We start from the raw sequence: 17,330 nt of genomic DNA, 5'->3' as shown, positions 1-17,330 counted from the left end.
TGCCTACAGCCACCCGCGGCTGTCGCCGAGCGCGGAGTGCACCCGGCGCAGCTCGGGGTCGTCGGGCCGGGGCGCGGCCACGGAGTTCAGGACACAGGCCCACTCCGTGATGATCGTCGCCGCCCGCTCCGCCTCGCACTCCTGGGCGTCGTCGTAGGCGCAGCGCGTCATGACGCGGCGCACCGCCTCGGGGCTGAGGCCGGGGACGAGCAGGCCCCACCGGTCTCCGTCGGGCGCCGTCCCGTGGTCGCACCAGATGTGGCCCATCACCTCGTGCAGGACGATGTGGTCCTGGTGCATGCGCGTCGTGTGCTGCTGGTAGAACACGAGATCGGCCCCGGGGGTGCTCACCCAGAGGCCGAGCGGGCCCGGGACCGGCAGCGGGTAGGGGCGCAGGACGATCGGCCGCCGCCGCTTGCGTTCGAGGGCGCGGCACAAGGAGTCGACGCTCAGCGGGGGTTGCACGTCGAGGTCGCGCAGTTCCTGCCGCAGGCGCCGCTTCAGGTCCCGCTCGGCCGCCCGCTCGCGCCGCCCGGCCGTGACGAGGCCGCGGACCCGCAGGCACAGTGAGCGGACTCCGTGCGACGCGGCGGCCCCTCGCGCGGAGTCCCCCCGCGGCTCGCCCGGCCCGCCGTCCGCCGTGCGCTCCTCGATGCCGGGCATCGCCACCTCGCTGCTCCCGTGTTGGCCCATGACGTCACGCGAAGAGTAGCCGCCCGCTCACGCGGCGCCGCGACAGGCCTCGGCGTGGACGCGGTGGACGGCCCGGCAGCGGTCGGCGGATCAGCGCGGGCGGCGCGCGCGCAGGACGGTGTCGTGGGTGTGGTGGGTGCCCGCGGGGGCCGGGGTGGTGCGCGGGCGGGTCTCGTCGACCAGGACCGCCCAGTCGTCGTCGAGCAGTTCCGCGATGTCGCCTGGCTGGTAGTAGTCGTACGGGTCGACGCCGAGTTCCTCGCGGGGCGGCAGGTCGGCGAGGTCGTGGCCAGTGAAGAGCAGGGTGCCGCCGGGCGCGACAGCGGCGAGGAGGCCGCGCAGCGCGGTGTGTTGACGCTCGCGCGGGAGCGGGAAGTAGTGGGCGGACACCAGGTCGAAGGCCCCGACCGGGGGCGGTGTGGCCGTCAGGTCGGTCCGCGCCCACGCCACACGCCCCTCGACGCCGTCCGCCGCCGCGGCCGTCGCGGCGGCGCGTTCCAGGGCCGTCCGGGAGATGTCGACCGCGGTGACCCGCCAGCCGCGCCGGGCCAGCCAGAGCGCGTCGGCGCCTTCGCCGCAGCCCACGTCGAGCGCCTGTCCGGGCGCGAGGCCCGCGGCTTCGGCGACGAGCACGGGGTTGGGCGCACCGCTGAAGAGCTGATCGCTGCCGCCGTACTTCTCGTCCCAGTACTGGGCGTCCATGGCCGGTCTCCTTGCTGACGTGGGTGGCGTGTCCACGAAGTCGACATCCACCACCAACGTGCCTCCGTCCAGGAGGGACCGACAAACTTCTTTGCGGAAATCGCAAAGGCCGAGCGGCCGCCGGAGCGAGGGTCACGGGATGCGGGCGACGGCTCCGTAGCCGACGTCCTCGCGGGTGGGGGTGGTGCTGCCGTCCGGATGCCATTCGGGCATGGGCACCAGGCCGGGCTCGACGAGGTGCAGCCCTTCGAAGAAGGAGGCGATCTGCTCGGTGGGGCGCAGCCGGTAGCCGAGGCCGCCCGATTCGGCGTACTGGTCGGCGGCGGCGGACAGCCGGGGGCTGGGGGCGGAGTGGCTGAGGACGAGCACGCTGCCCGGGGCCGCGCGGTCCACGAGCCGGCGGACGAGGGTGTGGGCCTCGGTGTCGTCGTGGACGTGGCCGAGGACGTCGGACAGGACCAGGGCGACCGGCCGGTCGAAGTCGAGGACCGCGGCGGTCTCCCGCAGGATGCGGTCGGTGTCGCGCATGTCCGCGTCCAGGTAGGAGGTGCGGCCCTCGGGAGTGCTGTCGAGGTAGGCGTGCTGGTAGAGCAGGACCATGGGGTCGTTGTCCACGTAGACGACGCGGGCGTCGGGGTGGGCGCGCTGGGCGAGTTCGTGGACGTTGGGCTCGGCGGGCAGTCCCGCGCCGAGGTCGAGGTACTGGCGCAGGCCCTCCTGCTCGGCGGCGAACCGCACGGCGCGCCACAGGAACTCACGACTGGAGCGGGCCAGGTCCTTGATCTCGGGCACCATGCGGGCGAACTCGTCGGCCGCCTGCTTGTCGGCGGGGTACCAGTACGGGCCGCCCTGGAGGTAGTTCCACCAGCGGGCGCTGTGCGGGACGGTGGGGTCGACGCCGGTGGGGGCGGTGCGCGGATCAGCCATGCCGGTTCTCCTCTGGGGGCAGATGGGGTGCGAGGGCGGTGGGCCAGGTGGCGGCCGCCGCCGTGTGGTCCAGGGCCAGACGCCAGCGGGCGACGGTGTCCTCGTCGTCGGTGACGGTGGTCGCCGCGGGACGGTGCTCCACGACGTGGTCGGGGATGTCGGCGTCCACGCGCAGGTGACGCACCGGCGGCGCGCTCAGGAGCGGATGCGCCCCGGCGGCCAGGGGCAGGATCTGGAGGGCGGTACGGGGCTCGGCGAGGGCTGCTTCGAGGGCCTGGTGCTGGGCGCGGCGCACGGCGGGGCCGCCGATGACCGGGTGCAGCGCCGCGGCGGACAGGATGACCCACAGCCTGGCCCTGCGTTCCCGCCTGCGCTGCTGACGCTGGTGCACGAGCTCCACGGCCAGGTCGACGTGGGCCGCGGGGGCGTCGGGGTGCAGTGCCCGGTACAGGGCCGCGGTGTAGGCGGGGATCTGCAGGAGGCCGGGTACGTGGCCCGGGGCCCACAGGCGGATGGCGGACGAGGCGCTCTCCAGGGCGATCCAGTGCTGGTAGGGCGCCGTCATGACCGTGCGGTAGCGGGAGTGCCACCAGCCCGGCTCCGCGGCCTCCCGGGTCTGCGCCAGGAGGGCCCTCAGTTCGGCTCCGCGCAGGCCGTAGGCCCGCAGCAGCCGCTCGATCTGGTCGGGGTTGATGCGGGTGGCCGCGCTCTCGATGCGGCGGACGGTCATATGGGTCGTGCCCACGAGGGCCGCGGCCTGGGCGGGGCTGAGACGGGCCTGCTCGACGCGCACCCGTTGCAGACGGCGGGCGAGCACCCGGTGTGCCACCGTCGGACTCGCGCGCGGCGCCTGTGCCACCGTCTCACCCCCGTCCTGTCCCGGTCCCTGGCCGGTTCTCGTCGCAGTTTCGCGGTATTCGCCGCCACCAGATTGCCATGCGCGTGAATCACACGCATGGTGGAGAGGTGCGCGCCCCGTCCGGCCCTGCCGCCATCGGCAACCGCACGGGGCCCGCACACCACGCATGGCAGCACGGCAGCACCACACGCACAGAGGCACGGAAATACGGCAGCCCCGCACGCGACGCGGCACAGAAGCACCGCAGGACAGAAGCACCGCAGGACCGCAGGACCGCAGCACCGCCGGACCGCAGCACCGCCGGACAGAAACACCGCAGCACCGCAGCACCGCCGGACAGAAACACCGCAGGACAGAAGCACCGCACCCGAAGCGGCACGGCAGCACCGCAGCACGACAGCACCAACCCCGAGGTTGATCATGCTCATCCCCTGCACCGCACTCCCCCCACGTCCACTCGCGCGCCCGCGCCCGCCCCGGCACGCCGGGGGAGGCGCACGCGGATGACCTCGGACCGCCCCGCTTCCCCCGCTCCCAGCGCCGCTCCCCCGCACGCCCACCCGCACGACGCGGTCCTGCCGCTCGACGACGAGCCCACCGCGGCCCCCTTCGCCCGCAGCTACACCGTCGCCGTCCTCGGCCGGTGGCTGGCCGGCCGGGCGGGCCACGCCGACGTCGTCGACGCCGCCGCCCTGATCACGACCGAACTGGTCACCAACGCCCTGCGGCACAGCACACCCGACACGCTCCGCCTCGAACTGCGGGACACCTGCGTGCTCATCACCGTCACGGACACCAACACACGGCTGCCGGTACTGCGGGCACCCGACCCCGGCGACACCGGCGGCCGGGGCCTGGAACTCGTGACCGCCTTCGCGTCACGCTTCGGCTGCCGGCGCTTCACGGGCCGCAAGGCGGTGTGGGCGGAGCTGACCATCCCGTCACCGGCGGGCCCGCCACAACCGCCGCCCGACGCACAGGGTGCCCTGGTGGGCGGCGGCAAGCACGAGGCCGGGCCGGGGCGCCACAACACCCCGGCGTAGTCGGACCCGGGCCACCATCGGGGGCAGCCGGGTACACCACCAGGGTGCGGTGCCGACGGGGCGGGTCAGTCTCCGCCGCCGCCACCGCCGTCCCCGCCACCCCCGCCGTCCCCTCCGCCACCGCCGCCGTCCCCGCCCTCGCCGCCGTCCGAGCCCCAGCCGTCCCCGCCGCCGGACTCGTTGTCGTCGCTCCCCCAGCCGAGGTTGGTGAACCAGGGGTCGTCCCACTCGACCACCACCGGTTCCCCTTCGCGCCCGTCCCGCCGCCGCGGCAGGGTGCGGAAGCGGTACGTGCCGGTGGTGTCCCCCAGGCCGAACGCGACGGCGCAGGTGTGCGCCACGACGGCGTCCAGCGGGTCGGGGCTGTCGTGGTGGACCTCGGCGAGCGGAAGGAGGAGCGAACCGTCCTGCGGCCTGCGCCGACGGCGCGGGCGGACGAGGTGGGCGACGCGTCGGCCCTCGCGCAGCAGCTCCGACGACAGGGCGCCCGTCCGCCGCAGTTCCCAGTGGCCCGGCGGGCAGTGCACGGTCACGGAACTGCGGGACTTGCGCCAGACCTTGGTCAGGGTCAGCGACGCCGCGACCTCGCCCACCGTCAGGACGAGCCCGCGGCTCGGCGACCGGTCGGCGGCGAAGAGGCCGTACGGCGCGCGGATCCGTACGACCGGGGCGCCTGGTCCCCACACGTCCACGCGGAACAGCCGCCGGTCCACGGCCACGGTGACCGGCCCCGTCGGCCCGGGGGCGAACCTCCGCGCCTGCCACAGCGGCACGCCCTCCGCCGCCGCCTGCGCGGCCAGCGCCGCGACCTGCTCGGGGCCGCCGCACTGCCGGACCGCCAACTGGCCGAGGAGGTGCGCGAACTCGGCGGTCCTGCGGACCTTCACCGGCCTGGTCGTGCCGGTGACGCGGGTGACGGGCACGACGCCGGGGCCCTCCGCCAGCTCCGCGAGTCCGCGCTCCGTGCCCCCGCCGCCCAGCCAGACGCCGCGCGTGAACGCGTCCGCCATCGCGGGCAGATGCAGTTCGCTCAGCGGCGTCGTCCGCCCCCGTACGCGAAGCCCCTCGTCGCTCAACTCCACCACCTGCGCGAACGGATTGCGGGACCGCTCGGCATAGATCACCTGGTGCACGCGTCTCCCCCGTCGTGTCCTGGATGCCGTAAAGGGCTCATTTTCGCATGGTGCCGCCGCCCGGCCCGGTCCGTCCAAGGTTCATCCATGGCTGAGACGGGACCGTTGAGCGGGCATTCACCACTCATTTATGCGCATGCCGTGGACTCGCTGTGAAGATGCGAAGGGGGCGGCCGACGGCCATGTCCGCGCCGCGGACACCGGACGCACGGCCGCCTCCACGGACGGGACCACCGTCGTTCACTCAAAGGGGAGGCACCTGCGCCCGCGGGGCCTTCATGTGGCGTGGCGAGGCCCGGCCAGGAACCCTGGGCCCCGCCGCGCAGGGGGAGAATCCATGCGGCACAACCTGGTTGTGGGGCCCTTCGTCGCCAGGGACGAGGAGCAGCGGCGGATGTTGGGCGCCGTGCTGGCCAAGCGGGGTACGGCAATTGTCGGACCTCCCGGTGTCGGCAGGACGGCATTGCTTTCAGCCGTGGCGCGCCGGCTCAACCCGGCGCGCTTCGAGGTGGTGTGGACCGCCGCCACGGAGTCCAGCCGGCACGTTCCCTTCGGCGCCTTCCGCGGTCTGCTCGGCGCGAGCGACCGGCTCGACGACGCCCGCGCGTTCGCCGCGCTGCGCGCCGCGCTCGACCGCCGCGCCGGGCAGCGCACGCCGGTGCTCGTCGTGGACGACGTGCACCAGCTGGACGACCGGTGCGCGGCGCTCGCCCTGGGGCTCGCGGCCGAGGGCGGGGTGCCCCTCATGGTCGCGGCGCGGTCCGGTTCCGGGGTCACGGGACCGCCCGCGCCGGGCGCCGTGGTCGCGCTGTGGAAGGACGGCTATCTGGAACGCCTCGACCTGGCGCCGTTCAGCCGCGCGGGCACCGCCGCTCTCGTACGCAGCCTGATGAACGGCGAGGTGGCGCAGGCCACCGTGGACCTGCTGCACGGCTGGACCGGCGGCAATCCGCTGTTCCTGACCGAACTGGTGCGGCACGCCCGGGTGTCGTGCCGCCTGGTGGCGGAGGGCGGCCTGTGGTGGTGGCGCGGCCCGCTGACGGTGCCGCCCCGGCTCGCCGAGCTGTTCGACCACGAGCTGAGCGGCCTCAGCCTCGCCGACCAGGACGCGCTGGCGGCCGTCGCCCTCGGCGAGCCGCTGTCCGTGCCCGCTCTGGAAGCGGTCGCCCCCGACGTCGTCGAACGTCTGGAGGACCTGGAGGACAAGGGACTCGTACGCATGGTGGACGGCAAGGAGCAGCTTCTGGTCAGCCTCGGCAGGCCGATGCTGGGCCCCGCCGTGCGCGAGCGGCTGCCCCGGCTGCGGCGCCGCCGCATCGCCGCCGCCCTGCTCGACGCCTGCTCCGGGGCCGCGCCGGACCCGGTGACCCGGGCGCGCTGGCAGCTCGACGCCCACGGCCCGGTCGACGCCGGTCTGCTGATGCGGGCGGCCGATGCGACCTGCGCCCACGACCCGGAGCTAGCCTGCCGCTTCGCCCGCAGGGCCCGGGAGCGGACGCGGGCCGCCGCCGTGCCGCTGGCGCACGCCCTCGTGGAGCTCGGCGACGTCGCGCAGGCGCGGGAGGTGCTCGAACGGGCCTGTGCCGACGCGCGCACACCGAGCGGGCGGCTCGGGCCCGCGCTCGCCCTCGCCGCGCACCACTGCTGGGTGGAGCGGGATCCCGCGGGCGCCGACGCCCGGCTCGCCGCGCTGCGCCCGACGGTGACGGCGCCCTCCGCCACCGCCGCGGTCGACGGGCTGCGCGCCCTCGTCCTCCTCGCGCACGGCAGGACGGGCGCCGCCCTGGGCGTCGCCGAGCGGGCGCTGCGCACACCGGCGCGCGGCCCGGGTCCCGCCTGGGCACGCCTGGCCCTGGCCATGGCCCTCGCCCTCACGGGGCGCACCCAGGACGCGGTGGCGCTCGCCGAACCGGCGGCCGCGGCCCCCGACGGGGACGGGTGGTCGCGGGAGTCGGCCGCCGCGGTGTGCGCCTTCACGGAGGTGTGGCGCACGTCCGACGCCCGGTCCCTCGCGGGCGACCCGGCGTTCGGCGGCGGACCCGGCGCCCCGGGTGCGGCGGCGAAGAAGGCAGCGGGGACAGCGGGGGCGGACGAGACGCCGGACAAGCCGTGCCCGCACGCGCGGGCGAGGCGGCCGGAGGAGCCCGGCCGGGCGGTCGACGGCGTCCCGAGCGGCCCCGGCGGCCCGAGTGGCCCGAGCACGACGAGCGGCGCCACGGCCACGCTCCTGGGCGGCTATCTCCAGTGGGTGCTCGGCCACCGCGAGGACGCGATCGCGCGGCTGCGCGAGGCGGTGGTCCAGCAGTCCGTCGGCCGGAGCCTGTTCCGTACGGAGGCACTCTGCTGGCTGGCGGTGTGCCTGGCCGAGGCACGCCGCCCGGAGCAGGCCGAACGCGTCCTCGCCGCCTGCCCGCAGGACGCGGTGGCGCTCGTGCCGGGGCAGCGGCAGTGGGCGCGGGCCGCGGTGGCCGCCGCGCGGGGCGATCTGCGGGCCGCCGGGGCGCACCTGCGCGGTGCCGTCGAGGCGGCGCGGACCGCGGGGTGCTGGGCGGTGGAGGTGGAGTATCTGACGTACTCGGCCTGGCTCGCGCCCTCACGGCCGTCCGACGAACTCGCGGAGCGGCTCGCCGTCGCGGTGCGCCACGTCGACGCGGAACGGCTCGTCGCCGGGGCGGAGGCGGTGCTCGCCCTGTCCCGCGGCGGGGGCGCCGAACTGCTCGACCACGCCGTCCGCCTGGACGTGCTCGGCATGAGCGCGCCCGCCTGGCGCCTCGCGGAACGGGCGGCCGCGGCCCTGCGCCATCAGGGCCGCCGCCACGGCGACGCGGTGATCCTCGTGGGCCGGCTGCGGGACCGCCTCGGGGAGGCCGCTCCGGCGGCGCCGCCCGAGGCGCTCACCACCCGCGAGGTCGAGATCGCCTCACTGGCCGCCACCGGCCTGTCCGACCGGGCCATCTCCGACCGTCTCGGCCTGTCCGTGCGTACGGTCGAGAGCCACCTCACCCGCATCTACCGCAAACTCGGTGTGCACTCCCGCAGGGACCTGCCGTCCGTTCTGCGCGGCGCCTGAGGCCGCGCGGACCGGGGCGGCCGGGGCCGTGGCGGCAACCGGGGCGGCCGGGGTCGTGGCGGCAACCGGGGCGGGGGCGGGCTCCGGCTCGGCGACGGGTTCGGGGGCGTACGCCTTCGCGTGCAGCCCGTACATCGTCGCGTACCTGCCGGCGCGCGCGAGGAGTTCGGTGTGGGTGCCGGTCTCCACGATCCCGCCGTCGGCCAGGACGACGACGAGGTCGGCCTCGCGGACCGTGGCGAAGCGGTGGGACACGATGACGGTGATGGTGCCCGGGTGGGCGCCGTCGGTGCGGAGGTAGTGATGCAGGAGTGCGGCCTCGCTGTCCGGGTCGAGGCTGGCCGTCGGCTCGTCGAGGAGGACGAGTGCGGGCGCGGGCCGCATCTTCGCGCGGGCCAGGGCGAGTTTCTGCCACTGGCCCGCCGACAGGTCCGTGCCGTCGGGCAGGGTCCGGCCGAGCTGGGTGTCGAGGCCGGACCCGAGCCCGGCGACGACGTCGTCCGCCCCGGACGCCGCGAGGGCGCGGCGCACGGCCCGCGGGTCGTCGAGCGCGGGGATGTGGCCGAGGCCGACGGCTTCGCGGACGGGCAGTTCGAACCGGCAGAAGTCCTGGAAGCAGGCCGTGACATGGGCCCGCCACACCTCGGGCGACACCTCGGCCAGATCGCGGCCGCCGTAGGTGACGCGGCCCTCCCCGAGCGGCTGGAGTCCGGCGAGGAGCGCGACGAGGGTGGACTTGCCGGCGCCGTTGTCGCCCACCACCGCCACCGTGGCGCCCGCGGGCAGCCGCAGGTCGACGGGGCCGAGCGCCGGGCGGGTGCGTCCGGGGTAGGTGAACGAGACGCCGTGCAGGGTGAGGTCGCCGCGCGGCGGCAGCGGGCGGCCCGTGCCGTCGGGCACGTCGCCCTGCGGGTGGTCGACGAGGCGCAGGTACTGCGAGACCGTGTCGAGGGCGCGGCGCAGCCAGCCGATGAGCCAGCCGAGGCCGGTGGTGGCGCCGACGAGCCGGGTGCTGAGCAGCAGGACGAGGACCGCCTGGCCCGCGGAGCCGGTGCCGTCGATCACCGCGCGCGAGATGAGGTAGAGGCCGCCGATGAGCGCGCCGCTGAAGAACAGCCAGCCGGCGGCCACAGCCACCGCGCCCTTGGCCCGTGCCGCCTCGCGCGGGCCGCTCGCGGCGAGGAAGGCCTCCCGGTGCCGGGACGAGAGTTCGCCGGACAGGCGGTAGAGGCGCACCTCGCGGGCCGGGGCGGGGGCGGTGGCGAGGTCGAAGAGGTCCTTGCGGCGGCGGTCGGCCCCGGCGCCGTCCCGTTCGGCGGCGGCCACCAGGCGGGCCTGCCGGCGGTTGGCGGACGCCAGCGGCACGATGGTGAGGGGCAGCAGCGCGAGCAGCGGGTGGGCGCAGGCGAGCAGGACGAGGGCGCCGACGCACCGTGCGACCAGGTTGGCGTTCTCCACCAGGGCTGCGAGGGCGGTGCCGAACTCGCCGCGGCGCTGGCGCACCACTTCCGCGGTGTCGAGGAAGTCGGGGTCCTGGTAGTGCCCGATGTGCGCCGGTGTCGAGCACAGATTCATCAGGCGCCGGTCGAACTCGAGCCCGATGCGGTGCTGGAGGACGAGGCGCACGTCGGTCGCGACGGCCGCCGCCTGGTGCACGAACACGGTGACCACGAGCAGCAGCAGTCCGCCCCGGACCGCCTCGGTGCGGTCGTGCCCGGCGGTTCCGTCGACCATCCACTGCAGTCCGACCGCCTGGAGCGCCGCGACGACATTGAGGAGGGGCGACAGGATCAGGACGAGGAGCGCGCGCCGCGGGTCGACCCGGATCGCGGTGCCGATCAGGAGGCGGACGGCGGCGAGCGGCCTGCGGCCCCTGCGGCTCTTACCCATGGTGGCTTCCTTGGCGTGCGTCGAAGGGTGCGGACTGCTCGGAAGGCGCGGACCGCACGGAGGGCGCGGACCGCTCGGAAGGCGCGGACTGCACGGAGGGCGCGGACCGCTCGGAAGGCGCGGACCGCACGCAGAGCGCGGACTGCTCCGTGGTGGATGGCTGCGCGAAGGGTGCGGACTGCACGCGGAACATCCGCGCGTAGCGCCCCTGCGCGGCGATCAGTTCGTCGTGCGTGCCGTACTCGCTGATCCGGCCGCCGTCCACGACGGCGATGCGGTCGGCGAGGCGGACGGTGGCGAAGCGGTGCGAGACCAGGACAGTGGTGAGCCCGGCGGTGATCTCCAGGAACCTGGCGTACAGCTCGTGCTCCGCCTCCACGTCGAGGTGGGCGGTGGGTTCGTCGAGGACGAGCACCCGGGCGCCGTTGCGCACGGCGAACAGGGCCCGGCTCAGCGCGAGGCGCTGCCACTGTCCGCCGGACAGCTCCGTGCCGTCGGTGTAGGTGCCGGAGAGCGGGGTGTCCCAGCCGCCGGGCAACTCCCGTTCGACGCCCGCGAATCCGCCGAGGCGGGTGACGGCCGCCAGGTCCTCCTCGGTGACGTCCGCCTCGATGTGCCCGAAGCCGACGTTGTCCCGTACGGAGAAGGGGTAGCGGACGAAGTCCTGGAAGACGACGGCGACCTGGCGTCGCCAGTCGGCGGGGTCGAGACCCGCGAGGTCCTGGCCGTCGACGGTGACGCGGCCCGCGTCGGGCAGGTAGAGGCCGGCGAGGAGCTTGGTGAGGGTGCTCTTGCCCGCGCCGTTGTCGCCGAGGATCGCGAGTGACGACCCCGCGGGGACGACCAGGTCGAGGTCGTCGAGCACACGGGTGCCGCCGCCCGGGTAGGCGAAGCCCACCTTCTCGAAGCGGATGTCCCGCCGGGGCAGGTCCGTCGCGGCACGCCGTCCGGGCGGCGCCCCGCTCTCCAGGTCGCCGACGCGCAGCGCCGCGGGCACGGCGGCGCTCGCCGTGTGCAAGGTCCACTGCAGGTCGCCGCTGAAGCCGAGGGCGAACATGCCGAGCAACGCCTGGAGGGCGACGGTGAGGTGCTGCACCGACAGGGAGCCGCGGGTGGCGGAGTACGCGAGCGGGAGCACCACGGCGAGGTGCGCGGCGAGCAGCAGCAGGACGGCCAGGGCGTGCCGCCGGGGGCTCACGCGGCCCCGGCGCAGCTGCACCATGCCGTCCCACCAGGCGGTGCTGAACCGGTCGACGAGCCAGGAGCGCATCCCGAACAGCCGGATCTCCTTCGCGGCGGGCGCGGTGGTGGCCAGTTCGCGCAAGTAGGCGGCGCGGCGCAGTTGCGCGGTGTGTCCGGCGTGCGCGGAGACGGACCTGCCGATCTCCTTCTCCTGCCAGCGGCCGGTGACGACCCAGCCCGCGCCGAGGACCAGCGGCATCCACCACTGCCCCGCCCAGCCGAGCAGCACCGCGGAGACGAGCCCGGTCAGGCGCAGCGGGACGAGTCCGGCGAGGGCGATCACGGCCTGGCTCGGTGGGTGGGCGCCGAGCCCGACGGCGCGCGCCCGCTCGATGCGGTCGGCGACGCCCGGGTCGTCCAAGTGGTCGATCTGCGCGGGCCTGAGGGCCCCGTCGACCGTGCGCTGAGCGGTGTCACCGTCGAGCGCGGTGCCGAGCCGGGCCGCCACCATCGTGCGGACCGGGTCGAGGACCACGTCGAGCACGAGGACGAGGCCGAGCAGGACCAGGCCGACCGTCATGCCGTCGACGGACTTCGGGGTGCCGGTGAGCGCGGCGACCAGGTGCCCGGTGGCGAGCGGCAGCAGGGCGCTGCCTGCCGTCTGCGCGAGGATGAGCAGACCGAGTACGAGGGTGAGACCTCGGGCGACACGCGGCAACTGCCGTATCAGCGCCGGGACTCCGCTCGTCGGTGGTGCCGTCATGGGTCGGTTCCCCTCCGCCTGTAGGACGACTTTCGAAGCTGTGAGCCGTCGTGGCCGGACGGGTGCGGTGACCGCTCCGGCTCGGAAGCGGCCACCGCTCGCTCGCGTCAGCTGGCGTCGCCGACGGTCGGGGGCGGATACATCATGGTCGTTCACCTCCTCTCCGTTCGAGAGCGAAGCGTTGCGGGACAGAACGCTAAATCGCGGGGAAGGTGCGGAGATCCGTAGTCGGGTACGCAAGGAAGAGGGCCGGGTACGGAACGGCGGGAGGCGTCCGGCGTACGTACAGATTTCCTGCGTAGTACGGGAATCGCTTGCGTACCGCGGTACGGAGGACGGTGTTCCCCGGACCTTTCTAGGGTGCGGATCCGGGAATGCACATCGGCCGTCTGCCTGGAGAAACGTCCATGAAGAAGATTGCGAACCCCAATGCGGTGATCTGGGACATCACGTTCGCGTGCCCCTTGCGCTGCTATCACTGCTACACGGAGTCGGGACGCCGTCCCGCCAAGAACCTCACCTATGCGGAAATGCTGCGCGTCGCCGACGCGATCATTTCCCTGAAGCCGACGATGATCACGCTGTGCGGTGGTGAACCACTGACCATCAAACGCATCGTCGACGTGGCTCGGTATTTCGACGAGGCGGGTGTGCGGGTCTTTCTGTACACCAGCGGCTGGGCCCTGCCCGCGGCGACGGTCGAGGCCCTCGCCGACGTCGCGACGAAGATCGTGGTGAGTCTGGACGGCGCCACCGCCGCGTCGCACGACCGCATCAGGGGCCGGGCCGGTTCCTTCGACCGGGCGACCGGCGCGCTCGCGCGCATCGACGCGGAGGTCGCCCGGCGGCTCGCGGACGGCCGGCGGGCGCCCCGGTTCGGCATCGACTACGTGGTGATCCGCAGCAACTTCGACGAGCTGGACCGGATGTGCGCGGAGGTGGCGCCCCGCTTCCCGCACCTGGAGACGCTGTACTTCGGTGCCGTGGTGCCCACCGGTCTCGCCAGCCGCCCCTCGTTCGTCGAGCACGAGCTGCTCCGCGACGAGCAGGTCGCCGAGCTGATCGCCCCCGGCACGGTGCGGCGGCTGCGCGCGGTCGCGCCGGCCTCGGTCACGGTGGAGACCACGGAGAACTTCGAGGTCCAGATGAACCCCGCCTTCCTGGCCCGCACTCCGAGCTTCAGGCCCATGGAGATCGAGCCGGACGGCGAGGTGCGCGCCATGCCCATCTACGAGGGCACCGTCGGCAGCCTCCTCACCGAGGACCCGCTGGTGCTGTGGCGCCGGTCGTACGAGCGCTGGGACGACCCGTTCGTCGTGGAGACCCTCAACGGCATCCGCACCCGCGCCGACTGGGCGGAGGCGGTGCGCCGCATCGACCAGCGGTACGCGTCGGCCGAGGACAAGGCACGCATCGCCGCCCGGCCGGTGTACGTGCCGCTGAGCCGCGGGGCCTGAGGCGTCAGGCCGGTTCGTCGGGTACGAGGTCGGGGCGCAGGCGGTGCCACACCGGCTGGCGCAGGAGGCCGGTGCGGGTGCGGGCGGTGTAGCGGACCTCGGCCACCAGGCGCGGCAGCACCCAGTGGGCGTCGGGCACGGGCGGGGGCGGGGTGAAGGGGCAGGTGTCGTCGGCGGCGACGCCGAGGAGCCGGGCGAGAGTGACCCGTTCGTGCTCGCTCCAGCCCGTGCCCACGTTGCCCAGGTAGCGCAGCGCCCCGTCGACGCGCTCGCCGACCAGGACCGCTCCGGGCAGGCCGGTGAGGCGTCCGAGGCCGGGCTGCCAGCCGCCGATGACGGCGTCCACCGTACGCACGTTCCTGACCTTCAGCCAGGCACGGGAGCGCGTCCCCGGCTCGTACACCGAGTCGAGCCGCTTGAGGACGATGCCCTCCAGGCCCCGCTCGCGGGTGAGTTCCAGGGCGGCGCGGCTGCGCCCCGGCACCGAGGCGGGCACGGACCAGCGGGGGCCTGCCGCCACCAGGTTCCGCAGGTGGTCGCGGCGCGCGGTGTACGGCAGGCCGGTCAGCGCGTGCCCGTCGAGGAACATGACGTCGAACAGGACCAGGTGCGCGGGGTCCCGGGCCGCCAGGCGGGCGGCACGCGCCGGGGCGGCGGCCAGGCCCATGCGGGGCTGCAACCGCGCGAAGTCCGGGTGGCCCCGCTCGTCGAGGACCACGATCTCGCCGTCCAGGACGGCGGGCACGGGTACCTGCGCGGCCAGGGCGCCGAGTTCGGGGTAGGCGGCGGTGATGTCGGCGCCGGAGCGGGAGCGCAGCAGCATCGAGCCGTCGCCGCCCAGATAGACGATCGCCCGCTGCCCGTCGTACTTGGTCTCCGCGCTCCACAGGGCGTCGGCCCGGGGCGGCGGCAGGGGCCCCGGGGAGGCGAGTATGGGAGCGATCCGCGGCAGGACGGCCATGATCCAGCCCTCACCCGCGCCCCCGGCGTTCATTCCCGGTCGGCGCCGCTGTCGCCCGGACGGTCCAAGGGTCACGGGCCCCGCAGGACCGACCGACGGCAACGGGACCGGCCCCCGACCCGCCCCGGTCCCGCGCCGGTGCGGTCCCGCGCCGCCCCGGCCCTCACCCCGTCGGACGCACCGGCAGCTCCCGCACGCTGCTGCCCACGAAGCTCGGCTGCCGCACCAGTGCGGACTCGGGCACGGCCAGGTCCAGGTCGGGGAACCGGGTGAAGAGGCCCTCCAGGGCGATCGCCGCCTCCATCCTGGCCAGGCCGGCGCCCAGGCAGAAGTGCGCGCCGTGCCCGAGGGAGAGGTGCCGGGCGGGTCTGGTGATGTCGAAGAGGTCCGCGCCGGGGCCGTGGGCGGCCGGGTCGCGTCCTGCCGCGGAGTACCCGGCGAGCACGGGGGTCCCCCGGGGGATGCGGGTCCCGGCCAGGGTGATGTCGCGGGTCGGGTAGCGGAACGGGAAGAAGCTGACCGGGCTGTCCCAGCGCAGCGTCTCCTCCACGGCGGCGGGCCAGTCCGCCTCGCCGGACCGCAGCAGGCGCAGCTGATCGCGGTGGGCGCACAGCGCCCTGACGGCGTTCGTGATCAGGTTCAGCGTCGTCTCGTGCCCGGCGACGATCACCAGGAGCAGGGTGCCGATCAGCTCCTGCCCGTCGAGCCGGTCGCCGCCCTCCTCACGGGCGGCGATCAGCGCGCTGATGAGGTCGTCACCCGGCTGCTCGTACCGGGCGGCCGCGAGGTCGCCGAGCACCGCCGCCATCTCCTGGTTGGCGGCAAGGACCTCGGCGGGGCCGAGGGAGGTGCTCACGATCTGGTTCGAGAGCCCGTGCAGCCGGCCCTGGTGCGCCGGGTCCACGCCGAGCAACTCGCAGATCACCCCCATCGGCAGCGGCAGCGCGAAGTGGGCGCGCAGGTCGGCGACCCCGCCGTGTGCCTGCGCCGCCGCGGCGAGGTCGTCGAGGAGCTCACCGGTCAGCGACGCGACGCGGGGTCGCAGCGCCTCCACCCTGCGTGGCGAGAAGGCGCCGCTCACCAGCGAACGCAGCCGTCGGTGGTCGTCCCCGTCCGCCGTCGTCATGCCCTGCACGGTGGCGAACGTCCGCAGCGGCCAGCCGTCGGGTATCCGGCCCTCGGTGAGCGCGGCGAAGTGGGCGGCGCCCTTGGCGACGTCGGGACGGGACAGGAACTCCTTCAGCGCCTCGTGTCCGAGCACGGCCACGCCCGGCACACCCCCGGGGAGCACGACCTCGGCGACGGCGCTCCGCGCGAGCAGCCGTGCGTTGTCCGCGTGCGGGCAGCCGCCGTGCGGGTCCATCCGGTGCCGCGCGGTCACGCGGAGGCCGCGGGGGCGGGCCGCAGGCGGACGGGGAGCGTCTGGTGGCCGTTGGTGATCAGGGAGGGCAGGGGCCGCAGCTCGTCGACAGGTACGGCGAGGCCGATCTCGGGGAAGCGCGCGAACAGCGCCCGCAGCACGGCGGCGACCTCGATGCGGGCCAGCGGGGCGCCGAGGCAGAAGTGCACGCCGTACCCGAAGGAGAGGTGCTCCTTGGTGACGCGGGTGACGTCGAACGTGTCGGCGTCCGGGCCGTGCCAGTCGGGGTGGCGGTTGGCGGCGGCGTACGAGGCGAGGATGGCCTCGCCCTTGGCGATGATCCGGCCGTCGGGCAGGGGGATGTCGGTGACGGCGTAGCGCAGCGGCAGGTGCGAGACGGCCCCCTCGTGGCGGAGGGTCTCCTCGACGGCGTCCTCCCACGTGCCGCGGCCCGCGCGGATGTGGGCGAGCTGCTCGGGGTGGGTGAGCAGGGAGGTGACGGACTGGTCGATGACGTTGGCGGTCGTCTCGTACCCGGCGCTGAGCATGAGCAGCAGGGTGTCGCGCAGTTCGGCGTCGGTCAGCCGGCTGCCGTCGCCCTCGTCGTCGCGGACGCTGATGAGGAGCGAGGTCATGTCGTCGCCGGGCTCGGCGCGCTTGGCGGCGATGAGGCCGTCGAGGAGCGCGTAGAGGTGCGCGGTGTTGGCCGCCGCCTGCTCGGCGGTCAGGGTGGTGTCGAAGACCCCGTCGACGGTGGCGCCGAAGCCGGGGCGCTGCTCGGGGGGTACGCCCATGAGATGGCTGATGACGGCGATGGGCAGCGGGAGGGCTAGCGCGGCGCGCAGGTCGACGGTCTCTCCGGCGGGACGCTCCGCGAGGTCGTCGAGGAGCCGTCCGACGATGTCGTCGACGGTCGGCTTGAGTGCCTGTACGCGGCGTGCGCTGAACGCGGGGGCGACCATCCGGCGCAGCCGCCGGTGCTCGGGTCCGTAGGCGGTGAACATGTTCTCGACGGCGACCCACAGGATCAGCGGCCAGCCGGACAGGGCGTCCTGGAAGCCCGGCCAGTGCGCCCTGGCGTCCTTGGAGACGTCGGGGCTCGCGAGGAGACTCCTGAGCAGTCCGGGGTCGGTGACGGACCAGGCCGGCACACCGAGTACGTCCACCTGGGCCGTGCTTCCCTGGGCGCGCAGCAGGCGGTGTTCCGCGTGCCGGTCGGCGCCGGTGGGGTCGAGGACTATCCGTGAAGTGGACGAGGTCATTGCGGACTCCTCCAGGCACTGTGCCACC

General features: G+C 74.8%; 12 protein-coding genes and 1 pseudogene. 3 read left to right on the top strand and 10 right to left on the bottom strand.

Annotated elements, in window-relative coordinates; genetic code table 11:
- Nucleotides 1–3: 3 nt before the first annotated feature.
- From GPA10_RS11050 to GPA10_RS11035, 4 genes are all read right to left on the bottom strand, one after another.
- Complete coding sequence (locus GPA10_RS11050) at nucleotides 4–693, bottom strand: hypothetical protein (RefSeq protein WP_246259012.1); 690 nt, start codon at nucleotides 691–693, stop codon at nucleotides 4–6.
- Nucleotides 694–783: 90 nt separating this feature from the next.
- On the bottom strand, nucleotides 784–1,395 hold the full coding sequence (locus GPA10_RS11045) for a class I SAM-dependent methyltransferase (protein WP_157165344.1): 612 nt from the start codon (nucleotides 1,393–1,395) through the stop codon (nucleotides 784–786).
- Between the two features lie 132 nt (nucleotides 1,396–1,527).
- Nucleotides 1,528–2,322 carry an SAM-dependent methyltransferase gene (locus GPA10_RS11040; RefSeq protein ID WP_058846950.1) on the bottom strand — a complete coding sequence of 265 codons (795 nt, stop codon included), beginning with the start codon at nucleotides 2,320–2,322 and terminating at the stop codon, nucleotides 1,528–1,530.
- The gene (locus GPA10_RS11035) at nucleotides 2,315–3,181 is read right to left on the bottom strand and encodes a Scr1 family TA system antitoxin-like transcriptional regulator (protein WP_157165343.1); all 867 of its coding nucleotides are present in this window, start codon (nucleotides 3,179–3,181) and stop codon (nucleotides 2,315–2,317) included. The genes GPA10_RS11040 and GPA10_RS11035 overlap by 8 nt, the downstream gene beginning before the upstream one ends.
- Before the next feature lie 503 nt (nucleotides 3,182–3,684).
- Between GPA10_RS11035 and GPA10_RS11030 the strand changes: the two genes are divergently transcribed.
- Nucleotides 3,685–4,224: an ATP-binding protein gene (locus tag GPA10_RS11030; RefSeq protein WP_157165342.1), complete on the top strand. Its 540-nt coding sequence runs from the start codon at nucleotides 3,685–3,687 to the stop codon at nucleotides 4,222–4,224.
- Between the two features lie 65 nt (nucleotides 4,225–4,289).
- On the opposite strand, the gene GPA10_RS41665 is transcribed toward GPA10_RS11030, so the two are convergent.
- A complete protein-coding gene (locus tag GPA10_RS41665) occupies nucleotides 4,290–5,357 on the bottom strand; it encodes a hypothetical protein (RefSeq protein WP_343040664.1) in 1,068 nt (355 codons plus the stop codon).
- Nucleotides 5,358–5,694: 337 nt separating this feature from the next.
- Here GPA10_RS41665 and GPA10_RS11020 point away from each other — a divergent pair, with 337 nt between their 5' ends.
- Nucleotides 5,695–8,427, top strand: a complete 2,733-nt coding sequence (locus tag GPA10_RS11020) for a LuxR C-terminal-related transcriptional regulator (RefSeq protein WP_198351566.1) — start codon at nucleotides 5,695–5,697, stop codon at nucleotides 8,425–8,427.
- Nucleotides 8,428–8,778: 351 nt separating this feature from the next.
- Here the strand turns inward: GPA10_RS11020 and GPA10_RS42340 are convergent.
- A pseudogene (locus GPA10_RS42340) lies at nucleotides 8,779–10,002 on the bottom strand (ATP-binding cassette domain-containing protein); the annotation flags it as partial.
- A 307-nt stretch (nucleotides 10,003–10,309) separates the two neighbouring features.
- Nucleotides 10,310–12,262, bottom strand: a complete 1,953-nt coding sequence (locus GPA10_RS11010) for an ABC transporter ATP-binding protein (protein WP_157165339.1) — start codon at nucleotides 12,260–12,262, stop codon at nucleotides 10,310–10,312.
- 407 nt (nucleotides 12,263–12,669) lie between these two features.
- Between GPA10_RS11010 and GPA10_RS11005 the strand changes: the two genes are divergently transcribed.
- Nucleotides 12,670–13,719, top strand: coding sequence for a radical SAM protein (locus GPA10_RS11005; RefSeq protein WP_246259010.1), 1,050 nt, complete (start codon nucleotides 12,670–12,672; stop codon nucleotides 13,717–13,719).
- 4 nt (nucleotides 13,720–13,723) lie between these two features.
- Here the strand turns inward: GPA10_RS11005 and GPA10_RS11000 are convergent, their stop codons facing one another.
- The 3 genes from GPA10_RS11000 to GPA10_RS10990 form a co-directional block, all read right to left on the bottom strand.
- Nucleotides 13,724–14,713: an ATP-dependent DNA ligase gene (locus GPA10_RS11000; RefSeq protein WP_246259009.1), complete on the bottom strand. Its 990-nt coding sequence runs from the start codon at nucleotides 14,711–14,713 to the stop codon at nucleotides 13,724–13,726.
- 130 nt (nucleotides 14,714–14,843) lie between these two features.
- Nucleotides 14,844–16,043 (bottom strand): cytochrome P450 family protein, encoded by a 1,200-nt coding sequence (locus tag GPA10_RS10995; RefSeq protein ID WP_157165528.1) that lies wholly within the window; start codon nucleotides 16,041–16,043, stop codon nucleotides 14,844–14,846.
- Nucleotides 16,044–16,057: 14 nt separating this feature from the next.
- Nucleotides 16,058–17,302: a cytochrome P450 family protein gene (locus GPA10_RS10990; protein ID WP_157165337.1), complete on the bottom strand. Its 1,245-nt coding sequence runs from the start codon at nucleotides 17,300–17,302 to the stop codon at nucleotides 16,058–16,060.
- Between the last annotated feature and the right edge of the window lie 28 nt (nucleotides 17,303–17,330).

It is taken from the genome of Streptomyces typhae (assembly GCF_009755605.1).
Lineage (GTDB): Bacteria > Actinomycetota > Actinomycetes > Streptomycetales > Streptomycetaceae > Streptomyces > Streptomyces typhae.
The sequence above is the reverse complement of the archived record's forward strand: the minus strand, read 5'-3'. Positions and strand labels throughout refer to the sequence as shown.

What these genes read in the sequence shown, in the direction of transcription:
- GPA10_RS11010 (WP_157165339.1), bottom strand. Translation starts at nt 12,262, where the DNA reads ATGACGGCACCACCGACGAGCGGAGTCCCGGCGCTGATACGGCAGTTG.
- GPA10_RS11000 (WP_246259009.1), bottom strand. Translation starts at nt 14,713, where the DNA reads ATGAACGCCGGGGGCGCGGGTGAGGGCTGGATCATGGCCGTCCTGCCG.
- GPA10_RS10990 (WP_157165337.1), bottom strand. Translation starts at nt 17,302, where the DNA reads ATGACCTCGTCCACTTCACGGATAGTCCTCGACCCCACCGGCGCCGAC.
- GPA10_RS11040 (WP_058846950.1), bottom strand. Translation starts at nt 2,322, where the DNA reads ATGGCTGATCCGCGCACCGCCCCCACCGGCGTCGACCCCACCGTCCCG.
- GPA10_RS11005 (WP_246259010.1), top strand. Translation starts at nt 12,670, where the DNA reads ATGAAGAAGATTGCGAACCCCAATGCGGTGATCTGGGACATCACGTTC.
- GPA10_RS10995 (WP_157165528.1), bottom strand. Translation starts at nt 16,043, where the DNA reads ATGGACCCGCACGGCGGCTGCCCGCACGCGGACAACGCACGGCTGCTC.
- GPA10_RS11030 (WP_157165342.1), top strand. Translation starts at nt 3,685, where the DNA reads ATGACCTCGGACCGCCCCGCTTCCCCCGCTCCCAGCGCCGCTCCCCCG.
- GPA10_RS11050 (WP_246259012.1), bottom strand. Translation starts at nt 693, where the DNA reads ATGGGCCAACACGGGAGCAGCGAGGTGGCGATGCCCGGCATCGAGGAG.
- GPA10_RS11045 (WP_157165344.1), bottom strand. Translation starts at nt 1,395, where the DNA reads ATGGACGCCCAGTACTGGGACGAGAAGTACGGCGGCAGCGATCAGCTC.
- GPA10_RS11020 (WP_198351566.1), top strand. Translation starts at nt 5,695, where the DNA reads ATGCGGCACAACCTGGTTGTGGGGCCCTTCGTCGCCAGGGACGAGGAG.